Origin of the sequence: Halorubrum sp. CGM4_25_10-8A (genome assembly GCF_005435025.1) — an archaeon.
In the GTDB taxonomy this organism is placed as follows: domain Archaea; phylum Halobacteriota; class Halobacteria; order Halobacteriales; family Haloferacaceae; genus Halorubrum; species Halorubrum ezzemoulense.
The window spans coordinates 121,779-139,123 of the sequence record NZ_SGTX01000002.1 but is presented as its reverse complement, the minus strand read 5'-3'; the positions used below and the strand labels follow the sequence as shown (position 1 = coordinate 139,123).

Genomic DNA, 17,345 nt, shown 5'->3' with positions numbered 1-17,345 from the left:
CGGGTCCTTTTATAAATATCAGACGGCGGCAGGAACGGTAGAAGCCCGCGGCGACGCCGCCGCTGAGAGGGACGGCGGCGACGGCTCGCACCTCCACGTCGGCGCGTGCCTGCGAGCGGCCGCCACCGGCGGCCGCGAGGAGCACGCGCGAGGGAGTCGGGCGCTCCGAGGGCGACCGAAGGGAGCCCGAAGGACGCGCCCGACGAGGCTGGGGAGGCGTGAGGTGCCGTGCGGTCGCGGTCGGGTGGGGCTCAAAGGGGCAGCCTCGCGGCCGGGGCTTTGGAGCTGTTCGCCGTCGATCTAGAATCAACAATTTATAAGCGAACAGCCGCAGCCGGTCGCAGATCGCGGTTATATGTGAGATATCAGTCGCCGTCGCCCTCATCAACCTCGTCGCCCTCGTCCGCCGACCCGTCCCGCAACAGCCCCAGCGCCTCGGCCGCGACCGGCGTCGCCTCGTAGCCGCGTCGCCCCGCGATCTCGGCCTCGTCGACCAGTCCCGCCGCACGGAACTCCGTGAGCGTCCCGTGAAGGTCGGACTCGCACATGTCGGCCGCGTCGAGGAGGTCGATCGCGGCGATCGGCCCCTCGTCGGCGACCACGGCGAGCAGGCCGAGCGAGCGGTCGTCGCGGACCGCCCCGAGCGTCCGGCGGACCGGCTCCGGCACGCCCGAAGCGGCGGTCGCGAGCGGCGACTCGCCGTCGACGACGCTGAGCTCCTCGTTGTCGACGTACCGCTCCGCGCCGGTCGCGGGGTCGCGCACGCGACTCGACTCGGCGGATCGCTTCACGAGGAGGTACGTCTCGCCGTCGCCGTCGCGGACCGTCTGCATGGTCGAACCAGCGCCCCGTCGGACATTACGCTTCCGGGGGATCAGCGGTGGAGTCGGCATCAGTGTCATCGGCCTCTTCGAGGGGATCCGACTCCGACTCGTCGGCCTCGCCCTGCGAGCGCCGCCACGACCGGTACGTCTGGTACGTTCGGACCCCGGCGAGGAGACCGGCGACGAGCAGCGCCGGGCCGGCCCGCGACCACCCCTCGAAGAACCACACCATGGGGCCGAGCGCGACGAGGAGGACGGCGGCGTTGGCGTAGACGACGGCGACGACGAACGCGCGGAGGGTCCCCTGGTCGACGTCGCTCGCCCCCTCGAAGTCGCCGCCGTCGTCGAACGTCTTCACCGACGGGGCTTTGGGGATGTCGGGCGTCATCTCCCGCTCGGCGTCGGAGCTCTCGCCGACGGAGATCTCGCCCTCGTCGTCCTCGTCGAGGCTGAACACGCCCGGACCTACGCCGGGCCGGGGCAAAGGGGTTCCGTCCGGGCGACGCCGCGGCTACGGGAGGAGACGGACGGAGCGCGCGGGGTCGGCGGGCCGGTCAGAGCGCGTCGGCGAGCCGCACCGTTCGGCTCGCTTCGACCCAGGCGAGGGGGTTCGTCGCGTCGAAAAGCACCACGTTCCCGTCGTCCTCGTACACCTCCACCTCGGCGTCGACCGCGTCGGAGTCGGCCGGGCGAGCCGCCTGGGGTCCGGAACGTGGATCCGAAGACATGGGCCGTGGTAAGAAGTCACACAATATATGCCTTTCCGTGGCGGGATACCTCGCCGCACCCGAAAGCCGTGTTTTTTAGCCGGGTGACGCCGAAGGACGGATATGACTCAGTCGGGGCTGTCGGACTTCTCGTCGGCCGGGGACGCGGACGGCGAGGCCGACGGCGACACGGACACCGAACGGGAGGAGCTGGCCGCGCAGGAGGCGGCCGTCGTCGCCGGGGGCGGACGGGGCCACGTGAACGACGTGGTCGACGTGGACGAGGCGAAGTTCCCGGAGTCGACGGGGACCGTCGAACTGATGATCACCCAGATCGACTACGCCGTCGAGGGGTACGGCAGCGACGAGTACCCGGTCGTCCATGTGTTCGGCCGGCGACCGGCGGAACACGTCGAGGACGCCGACCACGACGTGATCGAACACCTCCGCGTGCTGGGCGTCGAGCCGTACTTCTACGTCCCGACGGCCGACCTCGACCGCGACCCCGTCGAGGAGTACGACGTGGTGATCGGGACGCGCGAGGCGGGCCCCGACGGCGAGCCCTACGAGAGCATCCGCGGCGAGCCGCTCACCCGGATCGTCACCCGGACTCCGCGCGACGTGGGGAACATCCGCGACGACTTCGCGACCAGCTTCGAGGCGGACATCCTCTTCCCGAACCGCTTCCTGATCGACAACGGGATCAACGGCGGCATCCGCGTCGAGGAGCGGCGCCTCGACGACGGGGAAGAGACGATTCAGGTCCACGAGGGGCACCTCGAACCGGCCGAGGTCGACGCCGACCTGCGCGTGAACACCTTCGATATCGAGGTGGACGACCGCCGCGGCTTCCCCGAGGACGGCGAGGAGCCGATCATCTGTCTCACCAGCCACGACTCCTACGAGGACGAGTACGTCGTCTGGCTGTACGACGCGCCGGAGGCCGAGATTCCCCCGCCGGAAGACCTCCCGGAGTACGAGGGGATCGTCGGCGACGGCGCGGAGGTCGACTTCAGGGTCCGCACGTTCGACGAGGAGGCCGCGATGCTCGACGCGTTCGTCGAGTACATCGACGACACCGACCCGGACCTCCTGACCGGGTGGAACTTCGAGGACTTCGACGCGCCGTACGTCCTCGACCGGCTGGAGGTGCTTGACGACGGGAGCGAGTACGACCTCGACGTCGACCGGCTCTCCCGGATCGGCGAGGTGTGGCGCTCCGGCTGGGGCGGCCCGGACGTGAAGGGCCGGGTCGTCTTCGACCTGCTGTACGCCTACAAACGCACGATGTTCACCGAGCTGGAGTCGTACCGCCTCGACGCGGTCGGCGAGCGCGAGCTCGGCGTCGGTAAGGAGCGCTACACGGGCGACATCGGCGACCTCTGGGAGCAGGACCCCGAGCGCTTACTGGAGTACAGCATCCGCGACGTGGAGTTGTGCGTGGAGATCGACCGCAAGCAGGACGTGATCGCGTTCTGGGACGAGGTGCGTACCTTCGTCGGCTGTAAGATCGAGGACGCGCCGACGCCGGGCGACACCGTCGACATGTACGTCCTCCACAAGGCGTTCGGGAAGTTCGCGCTCCCGACGAAGGGCCAACAGGAGTCGGAGGAGTTCGAGGGCGGGGCCGTCTTCGACCCGATCACGGGCGTCAAGGAGATGGTGACGGTCCAGGACCTGAAGAGCCTCTACCCGATGTGTATGGTGACGATCAACGCCGGCCCGGAGACGAAGGTCGACCCCGACGAGTACGGCGGCGAGACGTACGTCGCGCCCAACGGGACCCACTTCCGGAAGGAGCCGGACGGGATCATGCGCGAGATGGTCGACGAGCTGCTCTCCGAGCGCGAGGAGAAGAAGGCGCTCCGGAACGACCACGACCCGGGCACCGAGCCGTACGAGCAGTACGACCGGCAGCAGGGAGCTGTCAAGGTTATTATGAACTCGTTATATGGGGTTACGGGATGGGATCGGTTCCGCCTCTACGACAAAGAGGGCGCGGCAGCCGTTACTGCGACCGGCCGCGAGGTCATCGACTTCACGGAGGAGGCGGCAGAAGAGCTTAATTATCAGGTAGCTTATGGTGACACCGACTCAGTTATGTTATCCCTTTCTGACATGTCTGAGCGGGAGGCGATCGAGACCTCCTTCGAGATAGAGGACCACATCAACGAGCGCTACGACGACTTCGCGCGCGACGAGCTCAACGCCGACGAGCACCGCTTCGAGATCGAGTTCGAGAAGCTCTACCGGCGCTTCTTCCAGGCGGGCAAGAAGAAGCGGTACGCGGGCCACATCGTCTGGAAGGAGGGGAAAGAGGTCGACGACATCGACATCACCGGCTTCGAGTACAAGCGCTCGGACATCGCCGGGATCACGAAGGAGGTCCAACAGAACGTCATCGAGACGATCGTCACCGGCGACGACATCGACGAGGACATGGAGGAGGTGAAGTCGTACCTCGAAGGCGTCATCGCGCGGGTGCTCGACGGCGACGTGGACCTCGACGAGATCGGGATCCCCGGCGGGATCGGCAAGCAGCTCGACGCCTACGACACGCCGACCGCGCAGGTCCGCGGCGCGAAGTACGCCAACCGCATGCTCGGGACGAACTTCGGGAGCGGGTCGAAGCCGAAGCGGCTGTACATCGAGAAGGTCCACCCGGACTTCTGGAGGCGAATGGAGGAGGAGGAAGGGCTCGACCCCCAGCGCGACCCCCTGTACGGGGAGTTCAAGCGCGACCCGGACGTGATCTGCTTCGAGTACGCCGATCAGGTGCCCGAGGAGTTCGAGGTCGACTGGGAGAAGATGCTGGACAAGACGCTCAAGGGGCCGATAGAGCGCGTGATCGAGGCGCTCGGGATGTCGTGGGAGGAGGTGAAGACGGGGCAAGAACAGACCGGACTCGGCTCGTTCATGTGACTGCCGACGAGCGCGAACGCGCTCTCTGGAAAGCAGTTTTCGATTGCTAGAAAATTTCTTGGTCGATATGCGATTTTTGACGGGGAGATGCGTAACCATTAACCCCCTCAACCCCCACCATCGATGTACGAGGCACGAGAATACATATGGCTACTCTCGAAATCAACGATCTTCACGCACGAGTGGCGGAAGAGGGCGGCGAACGCATCCTTCTCGGCGTCGATCTGACCGTCGAGTCGGGCGACATCCACGCGCTGATGGGACCGAACGGCTCGGGGAAGTCGACGCTCGCGAAAGTGATCGCCGGCCACCCCGCCTACGAGGTCACCGGCGGTGAGATTCTGCTCCACCTCGACGAGGCCGACGTCGCCGACGTGGACGTCGACCTCGACGACGAGGACTATCACTGGGAGCTCCTGGAGCTGGAGCCGAACGAGCGCGCCGCGCTCGGCATCTTCCTCGGCTTCCAGTACCCCGCGGAGATCGAGGGCGTCACGATGACGAACTTCCTCCGACAGGCGCTCAACGCGAAGGCGGACGAGCGCGAGGAGCTGTTCGAAGACGAGGAGGAGGAGGCCGCCGAGGCCGAGGCCGAGGACGACGACGAGGGGTACGAGACCTCCCCGATGGAGGGCCCCGCCGACGACGGCGAGATCGGCGTCGCCGAGTTCCAGGAGATTCTCTCCGAGAAGATGGAGCTCCTCGACATGGACGAGAAGTTCATGCAGCGCTACCTCAACGCCGGGTTCTCCGGCGGCGAGAAGAAGCAGAACGAGGTCCTCCAGGCCGCGATGCTGGAGCCGAGCGTCGCCGTGCTCGACGAGATCGACTCGGGGCTCGACATCGACCGCCTGAAAGACGTCTCGAAGGGGATCAACGCGCTCCGCGACGAGCAGGGCACGGGCGTCCTCCAGATCACGCACTACCAGCGCATTCTCGACTACGTCGAGCCCGACCACGTCCACGTCATGCTCGACGGGGAAGTCGTCAAGAGCGGCGGCGCGGAGCTCGCCGAGAAGCTCGAGGACGAGGGGTACGACTGGGTCCGCGAAGACGCCTACGAGGCGGCGTAACCGAATGTGGGCACGCGACACACGTAAACACGGGAATCAGTAACAATACACTATGAGTTCACAACAGGACGACCTCAAGGAGACAGACACCGAGGCTCGCTTCGAGTTCAAGAAGGAGGAGAAGTCCGCCTTCCAGACCGAGAAGGGTCTCACCGAGGAGACGGTCCGCGTCATCTCGGAGGACAAGGACGAACCGGAGTGGATGCTGGAGCGACGCCTGCGCGCGCTCGAGCAGTTCCAGGAGATGCCGATGCCGACCGACTGGCCCGGCCAGCCGGACCTCTCCGAGATCGACATCGACGAGATCGTACCGTACATCCGCCCGGACATCGAGGCCCGCGGCGGCGCCGAGAGCTGGGAAGACCTCCCCGAGGAGATCCAGGACACGTTCGACAAGCTGGGCATCCCGGAGGCGGAGAAGAACGCGCTCTCGGGCGTCGGCGCGCAGTACGAGTCCGAGATCGTCTACCAGAACATGCAGGAGCGGTGGGAGGAGAAGGGCGTCATCTTCTGTGACATGGACAAGGCCGTCCAGGAGCACGAAGAACTCGTCCGCGAGCACTTCATGACGAAGTGCGTCCCCCCGAGCGACAACAAGTTCGCGGCGCTTCACGGCGCCATCTGGTCGGGCGGCTCGTTCGTCTACATCCCCGAAAACACCACCGTGGAGATGCCGGTCCAGGCGTACTTCCGGATGAACTCCGAGGGGATGGGTCAGTTCGAGCACACGCTCATCATCGCCGAGGAGGGCTCCGAGGTCCACTACATCGAGGGCTGTTCCGCGCCGAAGTACTCGGCGTTCAACCTCCACTCGGGCGGCGTCGAAGTGTTCGTGGGCGAGGACGCCCACGTCCAGTACTCGACCGTCCAGAACTGGTCGAAGAACACGTACAACCTCAACACGAAGCGCGCCATCGCCGAGAAGGGCGGGCGCATGGAGTGGATCTCCGGCTCGATGGGCTCGAAGGCGACGATGCTGTACCCCTCGACGATCCTGAAGGGCCGCGGTGCCTCCGACAACCACATCACCATCGCCTTCGCGGGCGAGGGCCAGGACATCGACACCGGCGCGAAGGTGTACCACAACGCGCCCGAGACCAAGTCGACCGTCGAGTCGAAGTCGATCGCGAAGGACGGCGGCCGCACCAACTACCGCGGGCTCGTCCACATCGCGGACGGCGCCGAAAACTCCTCGACGGCCGTCGAGTGCGACGCGCTGATGTTCGACAACGAGTCGACGTCGGACACGATGCCGTACATGGAGATCAACGAGTCGAAGGTCGACGTCGCTCACGAAGCAACCGTCGGGAAGATCGGCGACGAGGACATCTTCTACCTCCAGTCGCGCGGGCTCGACGACGACGACGCCAAACAGATGATCGTCTCCGGGTTCATCGAGCCGATCACGGAGGAACTGCCGATCGAGTACGCCGTCGAGCTGAACCGCCTCGTCGAACTCGAGATGGAGGGCTCGCTCGGATAACATGAGCACGCAAGCAATCGAGAGCCTCTCGGAGGACACGGTACGACGCATCGCCGACGAACGCGACGAGCCCGAGTGGCTCTTGGAGACCCGTCTGAACGCGCTGGCCGCGCTGGAGACCGCGGAGCTGCCCGACGTCATCCAGACGCCGGGCCGCCGCTGGACCGACCTCGAGGCGCTGGACTTCGAGTCGCTCGTCGACCCGCTGAACCAGGCGGACGAGACCGAGCGGACCGCGGGCGACGACGAGGTCGTCGTGCTGCCGTTCACCGAGGCGCTCGCCGAGTACGGCGACGTCATCGAGGCGAACTTCGGCTCCGTCCTCGACCCCGAACACAACTATCTCACGGCGCTTTCGGTCGCGCTGTTCACCACCGGTACGTTCGTCTACGTCCCCGAGGGCGTCGACGTCGAGGACGTGACGGTGCGCGCGGAGATGAACTCCCGTTCGCTGTTCAGCCAGACGCTCGTCGTCGCCGAGGAGTCGTCGTCGGTGACGATCCTCGAGTCGATCACGTCGGGCGACGCCGACGTGAGCGGCGACCGGTACTTCTCGAACCTCGTCGAGGTCGTCGCGGGCGAGAACTCGAACGTCCAGTTCGGCTCGCTCCAGAACCTCGACGACGACGCCTACACCTACTCGCTGAAGCGCGGCGTGACCGACACGTACGCGACGGTCGACTGGATCGAGAGCAACTTCGGCTCGAAGCTCACCCGCTCCGACATCGAAACCGAGCTCGAGGGCGACGGCTCCGAGAGCCAGATCGTCGGGACGTTCTTCGGCACGGACGACCAGCACTTCGACATCAACGCCCGCGTGTGGCACCAGGCGGAGCAGACGACCGCCGACCTCGTCACCCGCGGCGTGCTCGACGACGTGGCGCGCTCCGTCTACGAGGGCGTTCAGGACGTCGGCGAGGACGCGTGGAACACCTCCAGCTACCAGCGCGAAAACACGCTGATGCTGTCGGACGACGCCGAGGCCGACGCGTCGCCGAAGCTGATCATCCACAACCACGACACCGAGGCGTCCCACTCCGCGACGGTCGGACAGGTCGACGCCGAGGACCTGTTCTACCTCGAGAGCCGCTCGATCGACTCGCGGACGGCCCGGAACATGCTCGTCGAGGGCTTCTTCGTGCCCGTCCTAGAGGAAATCGCGGTCGACGAGTTCCGCGACGACGTCGAGGAGCTCGTCTTCGAGCGGCTCCAGTAAGCCGCCGGCGCCGAACGGATTTTTTCAGCCCCGCCCGGAGTCCCGGAGCGACCGGCGAGCGAGGGGAACCGCTTAAGACCGACGACGCCCGAGTTGTTCGTATGCGAACCCGCGTATCGTGCCGTCTCGGGTGGTCGCGGTGAGCGTGAGCCAGCGGGTCGCCTCCGACGACCAACTCGCGCGGCTGCTCCAGATCGGAATCGTGCTGGAGGAGGTCGTCGAAGCGCGAGCGCATCGCCACTACCAGCAGTTGGACGCCGAACTCGACGCGGAGGTGGAGACGCTCCTCGCGGACGCGGCCGAGGAGTCGGCGGACCACCGCGAGCGGCTGGAGTCGCTCATCGACGGGCTCGGCGTCGACAGCGTCCCGTTCGACGAGATCGAGTCGCTCGTCGACGCCCGCTACGGGCGGACGCGGCCGGAGGACTTCGACGACGTGCTGTACGACCAGCTGTGCAACGAGGAGACGGCGTACAAGTTCTACGACGACCTCATCGAGGCGATCGAGGGGTCCGACGGGTCGTTCTCGGTCGACCGCGAGGAGCTGATCGCGACCCTGGCGGCGATCCGCGACGAGGAGGCCGAGGGCGTACGCGAGGTCACGGAGGTCATGGAGCGCCGATGAACCGGACAGACGAGTCGCCGACGAGCGCCGACGGAGGACAGCCGTGAACACCGCAGATCAGTACCTCAAGACGATATACGTCGTACAGGACAGCGAAGACGGACCCGCCTCGACCGGGTCGATCGCCGATGCGCTCGGCGTCAGCCCGGCCAGCGCCAACGAGATGATCGGCAAGCTCGAAGAGCGCGGGCTCGCCGAACACGAGAAGTACAAGGGCGTCAAGCTGACCGACGACGGCATCGTCCGGGCCAGGGACGCCCTCCAGACCTACTGTATCATCGAGCGGTTCCTCGCGAACGTCCTCGCGGTCGAGGATTATCAGGCCGAGGCCCGGGAGCTCGAGGCCGTCATCGACGACACGGTCGCCGAGCGGCTCGACACGATCATCGACCGGCAGCCGGAGTGTCCGGACTGCTTCGACCCGGAGTCCGACGCCTGCGCGTGTTTGGAGATCGCGCCGGGGCCGGTCGAGCCGGAACAGCAGTAAAACGGCCGCAGAAACTTCTTCAGAGGTCCTTAGACTCCGGTCGAGTACCGCAGGATACCGGCGATGCCGCCGAACGCGTCGAGCAGCTGTTCGCCCTTCTCGAAGTCCGTGGAGATGAACTTCGTGTCCGTCCCGCGCTGTTCGGCGATGGCCATCAGGTGTTCGATGACGTCCTCTCGCTCCTCGACCTCGGCCGCCTCGCCGCACTCGCTACATTCGTGGTCCGGCGTCGAGTGGCGGGCGTCGACAACCTCGTACTCCTCGTGGCCGGCGGGGCACTCGTAGACGACGACGTCGGAGCGAAGGTCCTCGGAGATGAGCAGGCGGTCCACCGATCCCATGATCAGGTTGCGGCGGGTCTGCTCGAACCCGTAGGTCGCCTCCTGCCCGGTGTTGAGCTTCTCGAAGAACTCTTCCATGTTGCGTTTGTCCTCGACGATCTCCTGGTCGGCGAGCGCCTCGCTGGCGTTGTCGACGAGGTCTTTCAGGCCGGACTCATCGGTGTAGGCCACGTCGAACTTGCCGAGCACCTTGTCCTGAAGCTCGTGGTGGAGGTAGTCGCCGTCAAGGAACTCGTCTTTGGTCGGCGAGGGACCGCCGACGAGGATGCCGTCGAGCTCGTGGCGCTTGTCGACGAACAGGTCGTTGGCCATCCCAGCGACCTCCTGATAGAAGTTGTCGATCGCTTCGAGGCGCAGGCGGGCGAATCGCTGTGCGGACTGACCCCCCTTCCGCTGTTTGCCGGGGACGAGCGAGGAGGCGGACTTGACCGCCTCGACGCGTTTCCCCTTCAGCCAGCCGACGTTCGCCTCGCGGCGGTCCAAGACGATGAGCCCGAACAGCCCGGAGTCCTCGAGCATGTGTTCGAGCGGCTCGGTGAGGAACTCCGAGTCGCAGTGGTAGCGGAACGACTCGACGGGCTGCGGGGGCGACTCCAGCGTCCGGGTGACCATGTCGGTCTGGCCGCCGCCGCTGTCGATGGCGCCCGAGAATATCACGATCCCGTTGTCCGGCGGGAAGGTGTCGTAGTAGCGCAGCCGGTCCTTGATCGACGTCAACGCGTCCTGAACGGCCGTCCGCGTCTGCTTGGACTTGATGTTGGACGCCTCGCTGTGCTCTTGGGTGACGTGCGCCACCACGTCGGAGATCTGCCTGTCCTCGGGGATGTAGATGGTGACGAGCTGGGTGCCGGAGCCCTCGTACTCCTTGAGTTCCTCGATGACCTTGCGGAACTCGTACTTCCGGCGGTCCGCGTTCGCCTCCTGTGCGTCGCTACTCATTACTCCGAATACGGTCGCGTGCGTGTAAGTAATCTTTGACCTGTCGATACGGGCGGAAGCGTCCGTCTCGGCCGCGTTTGGCGATGGATCGCTCGGAGCCCCGCTCCGGGCGACGGAGGGCGGGATACCCTCGATTTACATCGACTCCGGCGCCTCGACGCCCAGCACGTCGAGCGCGTTCGCCATCGTGTGCTTCGCGGCCGCGACGAGCGCGAGCCGGGCGTCCCGCAGGGCCTCGGTCTCGGCGGTCACGACGGGGCACTCGCGGTAGAAGGCGTTGTACGCGTCCGCGAACTCGCGGGTGAACGTCGCGATCGTGTGCGGCTCCAAGTCGTCCGCGGCGGCCTCGATTGCGGCGGGGAAGCGCGCGACCTCGCGGAGGAGCTCGCGGGCCGCGTCGGTTTCGAGCGCGCCCGCGTCGACGTCCAAGGCGTCGGGGTCGACCTCGCCGTCGGCGTCCGCCGTCACGCCCGGCACGTCGATCCCGGCGGCGGCCGCCTCGCCGAGGATGCCGGCGCAGCGCGCGTGGACGTACTGGACGAACGGCGCCGACTGCGCCTCGAAGTCGAGCGCGTCCTCCCACTCGAAGGTGATCGCCTTCGCGGGCTGTTTGGAGACGATGTCGTACCGGACCGCGCCGATCCCGACCTGGTGGGCGATGCGCTCGACGTCCTCGTCGGTGAGGTCGTCGTCGCGGATGCGGTCGTCCATGCGCGACTCGACGGCGTCGCGAGCGCGGTCGATCGCCTCGTCCAGCAGGTCGTCGAGCATCACGCCGGTCCCCCGCCGGGTCGACATCTTCCCCTCGGGCAGGTTGACGTACGAGTAGATGACGTGGCCGAGGCGGTCGGTGTCGTTGCCGAGCAGTTCGAGGGTCGCGTCGAGCTGGTCGGCCTGGAGCTTGTGGTCCTCGCCGAGGACGGTGACGGCGCGGTCGTAGTTCGCGAACTTCCACTCGTGGTGCGCCAGGTCGCGGGTCGTGTAGAGGCTCGTGTCGTCCGAGCGGAGGAAGACGAGGTTCTTGTCGATCCCCCACTCGTCGAGCTCCAGCTGCCAGGCGTCCTCCTCGTAGACGGCGTGGTCGGTCTCTTTCAGCCGGCCCGCGATGTCGTCGGTGGATCCGTCGCGCATGAACCGCGTCTCCTTGACGAACTCGTCGAACTCCGCGGGGAGGCGGCCGAGGCACGCCTTCATTCCACCGAGGACGGCGTCGACGACCTCGCCGACGCGCTCGTACGTCTCCTCGTCGCCCGCCTCGAGCCCCTGGAGGATCGACTGGATCTCCGCCTCCGCGGCCTCGACCGCGTCGTCGTCCGCTTCCTCTAAGAAGGCGTTCCCCTTCCGGTAGTAGCGCACGAGGTCGTACTCGGCGCGGTCGCGGGCGGGCTCCGCGTCGAGGTCTGACTCGTCGAACCGCTCGTACGCCCAGGTGAACACCGCCATCTGCCGGCCCGCGTCGTTGACGTAGTAGTGGCGGTCCACGTCGTAGCCGGCGTACGCGAGGAGGTTCGCGACCGCGTCGCCGACGATGGGGTTGCGCGCGCGGCCGACGTGGACGGGGCCGGTCGGGTTCGCGCTGGTGTGTTCGACCACGACGCTCGTGTCGCGGTCGGGGAGCGCGCCGTAGTCGGCGTCGACCGCGGCCGCGTCGAGCGTGTCGGCGAGGTAGCGCTCGTTCGCGTGGAAGTTGACGTACGGCCCCGCGGTGTCGACGCTCGCGACGTAGTCCGCGTTCCCGACCGACACCGCCTCGGCGACAGTCGCCGCGACGTTCGGCGGCGCGTCGCCGACCTCGCCCGCGAGTCGGAAGGCGACGCTGGAGGCGAGCGTCGCGTCCATGTCGTCGGGCGGGCGTTCGATGCCGAGGTCGTCGGTCGGGAGGGCGAGCGAGTCGAGCGCGTCCGCGAGCGCCGCCTCGACCTCCGACCGGAACTGCCGGAACATACCGTCCGTTCGACGGGCGGGTTAAAAGGCCCTTCCGAAGCGGCGCGGCGGGCGGAGACGCGGATCGAACCGCGAGCGACACCGCCACGGGAAACCCACCGGGGTGTGCGCAACAGCCGTCCGTATCGCTCCGTTGACGCCGCCGCCTCCGGTCGGTTATCGGGACAGCTTCGGCAGTCGAGCGATCCGGTCGGCGTTCGGGACCCCCTTCGGTTCGCCTGCGGCGGGACTGAAGCGCCTCCGCGGTCCGCACCCGATCGGCGGAGTTCGTCGGAGGGGATCGCGCTACTCCACGATCTCGTCGATCAGCTCGCGCGCACTGCGCCGAACCGCCGCGTCGCTCTCGACCGACGGCTCCCACCCGAGGGCGGCGAGCTTCTCGATCGACAGCCGCATCTTCGGTACGTCGCCGGTCCAGCCGCGGTCGCCGCCGGTGTAGGCGTACTCCGGGTCGACGCCGAGCTCCTCGCTCACGATGTCTGCGATGTCGGTGACGGAGGTCGTCGTCCGCGTCCCGAGGTTGTAGACGTTGTACGCGGCGTCTGCGTTCTCGACCACGTGCCGGATGGCGTCGACACACTCCGAGACGTGCATGTACGACTTCTCCTGCCGGCCGTCGCCGAGGATCTCCAGTTCGGTCGGATCCTCGGCTAACTTCTCGATGAAGTCGGGGATCACGTTGCCGCGCTGGCGCGGGCCGACGATGTTCGCGAACCGGAACACCCACGACCGGACGCCGTAGGAGTGCGCGAACGTCGATATCAGCGCCTCGTCCGCGAGCTTCGCGGAGCCGTACATCGAGATCGGTTCGAGGGGGGCGTAGTCCTCGGGGGTCGGTCGCGGCGCCTCGCCGTACACCGTCGAGGAGGAGGTGAACGCGAAGCGGTCGACGCCGACCTCGCGCATGCGCTCCAAGACGTTGTACGTCATCTCGGTGTTCTCCTCGAACAGCGCGCGGTCGTCGTCGTAGTTCGTGTCGGTGTACGCCGCGAAGTGGAAGACGACATCGAGGTCGTCGGTGACGACGCGCGCCACGTCGTCGGGGTCGGTCATGTCCGCTTCGACGAACGCCGCGCCCTCGGGGACGCGGTCGCGGGTCCCCTTCGAGAGGTCGTCGGCGACGCGGACGGTCGCGCCGCGGTCGAGCAGGTCGGCCGCGAGGTGGCTTCCGACGAGACCGGCGCCGCCGGTGACGAGGACGCGCGAATCGGCGAGGTCCATATCGGCCCGTCGGCGGTCGCGGATAAGTAGGTGTGGAATCGCGACGAGCGGGATCGACACGGAGGCGAGGCGAACGGAACCGGGTCACGTCCGTGTCGGTCGAAGCGCCGGCCGCACCGATCCGAGCGCAGACCGCGCCGATCCGATCGTCGCCGACGGCGAGTGCCGCCGAGCAGAGCGCCGGCGACGCCGTAGGGACGGCTGTGTCAGAGCGTGGTCAGAGGTTCTCGAACGCCTCGTCGACCATCTCGCCGGTGTCGGCGATGATGCCGGCCATCTCGTCGTCGTCGGGCGCCATGCCCGCGAGGCGAGCGAGGCGCATGATAGAGACGTGATAGACGCGCTGCGTCCCGGGCGCTTCCTCCCAGACGACGACGTTACACGGCATGAGCGCGCCGAGCTTGTTGTCGGTCGCGTCGAGCGCCCGGTCGGCGACAGCCGGGTTACACGCGCCGAGCACGTAGTAGGGGTCGCGACCCGCGTCGACCTTCTCGTTGAGCATCTCGGACGGCGAGAACTCGACCGGGACGCCGAATCCGGCGTCGGTGAACACCTCGCGGACGTGTTCGATCGCCTCCTCGTGGCCCATCTCAAGGGTGGCCTGCTCTTCGCCGATGTCGTCCGGGTCGATCTGCGTCGGGTCGATCGGAAGCGTCATTCGTGTATCGTCTTGGGCCTACGTAACAAAGGCTCTTCGGATGCCCTACCGAGAGAGCGGAGCAGCCGTGAACTGAACCGGACTGTCGCCGACTCGACTGTAGTAGTATTGTACTATTTAGGAACAACTTTAACCCACTCTGTCGCCCTATTGTCCGATACGATGACCGCGTCAGTGCGTGACGACCTCGAACGGGACTTGGGGTGTATCGACCTCCTTGAGTGTATTCACGGGCTCAACGAGCGGGATCAGGCGGTGTTTCAGGCGCTCCAAGGAGTGAACGAAGGGTTCACCGTCGACGACGTGGCGGACCGGCTGGAGTGTGAGCGGTCGACGGCGTACCGGTCGATCTCGCGGCTCGTGGACGCCGGCGTCGTCGTCCAGCGACAGGAGAACTACGATCAGGGCGGGTACTACTACGTCTACCGGCCGCGAACGCCCGAGGAGGCCGCTCGCGAGATGCAGCAGCTGCTCAACAGCTGGTACGCGACCGTCGGTCAGCTCATCCAAGAGTTCGAGGACCGGTACGGCGGCGAGGCGGACGAGCGCGGGGATCGGTCGCTCCAGCCCGGACCGTGACGCGCGGGCGACCGCGACGCCCACCGATTAGTATTGTGCGAAACATACAAAATAAATAAATCGTTGGGGATCGAAGGGGATGGCATGGCCGAAGACACGGGAGCGACCCGGCCGCCGACGGACCCGGACGACGCTCCCGCCGAGTACGTGCGAGCCAACCGGGAGGAGCTGGTCTCGCTGGCCCTCGATCTGCTCGCGGTCGACACGTCGAACCCGCCCGGCGATACGCGCGAGATCGTCGCGGCGATCGAGCGGTTCCTCGACCCGCTTCCGGTCGAGGTCGAGCGGTTCGCCGTCGACCCGGCGAAGCCGAACCTGCTCGTCCGGGTCGACGGCGCGTCCGACCGAACGCTGCTGTACAACGGACACCTCGACACCGTGCCGTTCGACGCCGGCGCGTGGACGCGCGACCCGCTCGGCGAACGCGCCGACGGCCGCGTCTACGGCCGGGGCGCGACCGACATGAAGGGCGCCGTGGCGTCGCTGCTGTTCGCGCTCCGGGCCGTCGTCACGACCGACGCGGAGCCGCCCGTCGACCTCCTGTTCGCCTTCGTGAGCGACGAGGAGGTCGGCGGCGACGCGGGGCTCCCGGCGCTGCTCGATGCCAGAGCGCTCGACGCGAACGCGTGCGTGATCGGCGAGCCGACCTGCGAGGAGGGTCGCCGCTCCGTCACGGTCGCGGACCGGGGGAGCATCTGGCTGACGCTCGAAGCCGCCGGCGAGGCGGCGCACGGCTCTCGACCGATGCTCGGGGTCAACGCGGTCGACCGGCTCTACGGCGCCGTCGAGACGATACGCGAGCGGTTCGGCGCCGAGCGGCTGGAGATCGACGCCGAGATGGAGCCGATCGTCGAGGAGTCGGTCGAGTACTACGCCCCGTCGATGGGCGAGGCGGCCGCTCAGGACCTATTCCGGTACCCGTCGATCAACCTCGGCGTCCTCGAGGGCGGCGACGCGGTGAACGCCGTCCCGGGGTCCGCCCGCGCCGAGGTCGACGTGCGGCTGACGGCGGGCGTCCACACGCCCGACGTGCTCGCGGCCATCCGCGACTGCGTCGCCGACTGCGAGGGGATCACGGTCGCCGACGTTTCCTGGAGCGTCGGCACCACAGAGGACCCCGCCAGCCCGCTGGTCGACGCCGTCGCGTCGACGGCGGCGGCGGTCACCGGGGACCGCGTCTTCCGTCGGAGCGCCACGGGCGGCGGCGACGCCAAGAAGCTCCGGAACGCCGGGATATCGACCGTCGAGTTCGCCCTCGGGACCGACACGCTCCACGCCCCCGACGAGTACGTCCCGGTCGACGCGCTCGTCGACAACGCGGTGGTCTACGCCCGGCTCCCCGCCGCGTGGCGCTCTCGGGTCGACTAGCTGCCCGCGGACGAGCGGGGCGACTCGGGCACGCCGGTCGGCGACGGTCGAGAAAGACTTAGATAGCGGACTGGTTCACATATGGGTATGAAGGACAAGACCGATGCGACGAGCGAGCCGCCTCGGGGGGCCGACGACGGGTCCGTGAGCGGCGGACACGGGTTCGCGGGCGGCGGGAGTGACGGACGCCGCCTTCCGGCGGACGGAACGGGAGCCGGCGCGTCGGGCCCCCGCTGACGATGGAGCGGTTCCAGAACACCGGCCAGCCCGACTGGGACTGGTGGGGGAAGCTCTGGCCGACGCCGGGCGCGACGCTCCGGCAGCTCGGGGTCGAGCCCGGCCTGTCGGTGGCCGAGGTCGGCTGCGGGAGCGGCTACTTCGCGCTCCCGGCCGCCCGCATCACCGAGCCCGCGCCCGTGTACGCCGTCGACTTGGACGAGGCGCTGCTCGACGAGCTCGACGCGCTCGCCGGGCGACAGGCGATCGGGAACGTCGTCCCGGTCCACGGCGACGCCCGGGACCTGACCGGTGTCCTCCCGGAGCCGGTCGACGTGCTCGTCGTGGCGAACACCTTCCACGGCGTCGACGACCGCACCGAGTTCGTCGAGGAGACGTTCCGAGCGGTCGCGCCCGGCGGCAGCCTGGTCGTCGTCAACTGGCACGACCGGCCGCGCGAAGCGACGACCGTCGGGGGGGAGCCCCGGGGACCGCCGACGGGGCTCCGGATGGACCCCGAGGAAACGGCGGAGGCCGTCCGGGGGGCGGCGCCGTTCGAACTCGACCGGCGGGTCGATCTGCCGCCGTACCACTACGCGGTCGTGTTCGACCGGTAGCGCCGCCGACGCCCCAACCGTCAGCGACACCCCGACTGCCGCCGACGCTGACCGATCCGCGCCGAACACGAGGATTTTTAGATTGTGGAATGAGCGCACAAGACTAATACGCCACGCGCGTAACT

The 17,345-nt window shown here is 67.6% G+C and carries 17 protein-coding genes; 10 read left to right on the top strand and 7 right to left on the bottom strand.

What is annotated here, in order from left to right:
- Positions 1 to 365: 365 nt before the first annotated feature.
- The 3 genes from EXE52_RS03035 to EXE52_RS18410 all read right to left on the bottom strand — a co-directional run bounded on the left by EXE52_RS03035 (position 366) and on the right by EXE52_RS18410 (position 1,552).
- On the bottom strand, positions 366 to 833 hold the full coding sequence (locus tag EXE52_RS03035) for a hypothetical protein (RefSeq protein WP_089308815.1): 468 nt from the start codon (positions 831 to 833) through the stop codon (positions 366 to 368).
- Between the two features lie 25 nt (positions 834 to 858).
- Positions 859 to 1,281, bottom strand: coding sequence for a hypothetical protein (locus EXE52_RS03030; RefSeq protein ID WP_089308814.1), 423 nt, complete (start codon positions 1,279 to 1,281; stop codon positions 859 to 861).
- Between the two features lie 97 nt (positions 1,282 to 1,378).
- Complete coding sequence (locus EXE52_RS18410; RefSeq protein WP_167373101.1) at positions 1,379 to 1,552, bottom strand: hypothetical protein; 174 nt, start codon at positions 1,550 to 1,552, stop codon at positions 1,379 to 1,381.
- 102 nt (positions 1,553 to 1,654) lie between these two features.
- On the opposite strand from EXE52_RS18410, the gene EXE52_RS03025 reads away from it, so the two are divergent.
- From EXE52_RS03025 to EXE52_RS03000, 6 genes are all read left to right on the top strand, one after another.
- On the top strand, positions 1,655 to 4,453 hold the full coding sequence (locus EXE52_RS03025; RefSeq protein WP_137703435.1) for a DNA-directed DNA polymerase: 2,799 nt from the start codon (positions 1,655 to 1,657) through the stop codon (positions 4,451 to 4,453).
- A gap of 146 nt (positions 4,454 to 4,599) precedes the next feature.
- A complete protein-coding gene (locus tag EXE52_RS03020) occupies positions 4,600 to 5,526 on the top strand; it encodes an ABC transporter ATP-binding protein (protein WP_049931712.1) in 927 nt (308 codons plus the stop codon).
- A 52-nt stretch (positions 5,527 to 5,578) separates the two neighbouring features.
- Positions 5,579 to 7,009, top strand: coding sequence for a Fe-S cluster assembly protein SufB (sufB, locus tag EXE52_RS03015; protein WP_129452286.1), 1,431 nt, complete (start codon positions 5,579 to 5,581; stop codon positions 7,007 to 7,009).
- A gap of 1 nt (position 7,010) precedes the next feature.
- Complete coding sequence (sufD, locus tag EXE52_RS03010) at positions 7,011 to 8,225, top strand: Fe-S cluster assembly protein SufD (RefSeq protein ID WP_049932321.1); 1,215 nt, start codon at positions 7,011 to 7,013, stop codon at positions 8,223 to 8,225.
- 139 nt (positions 8,226 to 8,364) lie between these two features.
- Positions 8,365 to 8,850: a rubrerythrin gene (locus EXE52_RS03005; RefSeq protein WP_049932324.1), complete on the top strand. Its 486-nt coding sequence runs from the start codon at positions 8,365 to 8,367 to the stop codon at positions 8,848 to 8,850.
- Between the two features lie 43 nt (positions 8,851 to 8,893).
- A complete protein-coding gene (locus EXE52_RS03000) occupies positions 8,894 to 9,337 on the top strand; it encodes a metal-dependent transcriptional regulator (RefSeq protein ID WP_049932320.1) in 444 nt (147 codons plus the stop codon).
- A 29-nt stretch (positions 9,338 to 9,366) separates the two neighbouring features.
- Here EXE52_RS03000 and prf1 read toward each other — a convergent pair whose 3' ends face one another.
- The 4 genes from prf1 to EXE52_RS02980 all read right to left on the bottom strand — a co-directional run bounded on the left by prf1 (position 9,367) and on the right by EXE52_RS02980 (position 14,440).
- Positions 9,367 to 10,617: a peptide chain release factor aRF-1 gene (gene prf1, locus EXE52_RS02995; protein ID WP_137703434.1), complete on the bottom strand. Its 1,251-nt coding sequence runs from the start codon at positions 10,615 to 10,617 to the stop codon at positions 9,367 to 9,369.
- A 135-nt stretch (positions 10,618 to 10,752) separates the two neighbouring features.
- Positions 10,753 to 12,561: an arginine--tRNA ligase gene (argS, locus tag EXE52_RS02990; RefSeq protein ID WP_089308650.1), complete on the bottom strand. Its 1,809-nt coding sequence runs from the start codon at positions 12,559 to 12,561 to the stop codon at positions 10,753 to 10,755.
- 285 nt (positions 12,562 to 12,846) lie between these two features.
- Positions 12,847 to 13,782, bottom strand: coding sequence for an NAD-dependent epimerase/dehydratase family protein (locus EXE52_RS02985; RefSeq protein WP_086220086.1), 936 nt, complete (start codon positions 13,780 to 13,782; stop codon positions 12,847 to 12,849).
- A gap of 217 nt (positions 13,783 to 13,999) precedes the next feature.
- A complete protein-coding gene (locus EXE52_RS02980) occupies positions 14,000 to 14,440 on the bottom strand; it encodes a DUF302 domain-containing protein (RefSeq protein WP_049932310.1) in 441 nt (146 codons plus the stop codon).
- A gap of 162 nt (positions 14,441 to 14,602) precedes the next feature.
- Between EXE52_RS02980 and EXE52_RS02975 the strand changes: the two genes are divergently transcribed.
- The 4 genes from EXE52_RS02975 to EXE52_RS02965 all read left to right on the top strand — a co-directional run bounded on the left by EXE52_RS02975 (position 14,603) and on the right by EXE52_RS02965 (position 17,220).
- The gene (locus tag EXE52_RS02975) at positions 14,603 to 15,019 is read left to right on the top strand and encodes a helix-turn-helix domain-containing protein (RefSeq protein ID WP_199239131.1); all 417 of its coding nucleotides are present in this window, start codon (positions 14,603 to 14,605) and stop codon (positions 15,017 to 15,019) included.
- A gap of 84 nt (positions 15,020 to 15,103) precedes the next feature.
- Positions 15,104 to 16,387 carry a M20 family metallopeptidase gene (locus EXE52_RS02970; RefSeq protein ID WP_137703433.1) on the top strand — a complete coding sequence of 428 codons (1,284 nt, stop codon included), beginning with the start codon at positions 15,104 to 15,106 and terminating at the stop codon, positions 16,385 to 16,387.
- An 87-nt stretch (positions 16,388 to 16,474) separates the two neighbouring features.
- Entirely contained in the window at positions 16,475 to 16,624 is a 150-nt protein-coding gene (locus EXE52_RS18205) for a hypothetical protein (RefSeq protein ID WP_158093825.1), read from the top strand.
- 2 nt (positions 16,625 to 16,626) lie between these two features.
- Positions 16,627 to 17,220, top strand: coding sequence for a class I SAM-dependent methyltransferase (locus tag EXE52_RS02965; protein WP_094583387.1), 594 nt, complete (start codon positions 16,627 to 16,629; stop codon positions 17,218 to 17,220).
- Positions 17,221 to 17,345 lie beyond the last annotated feature (125 nt).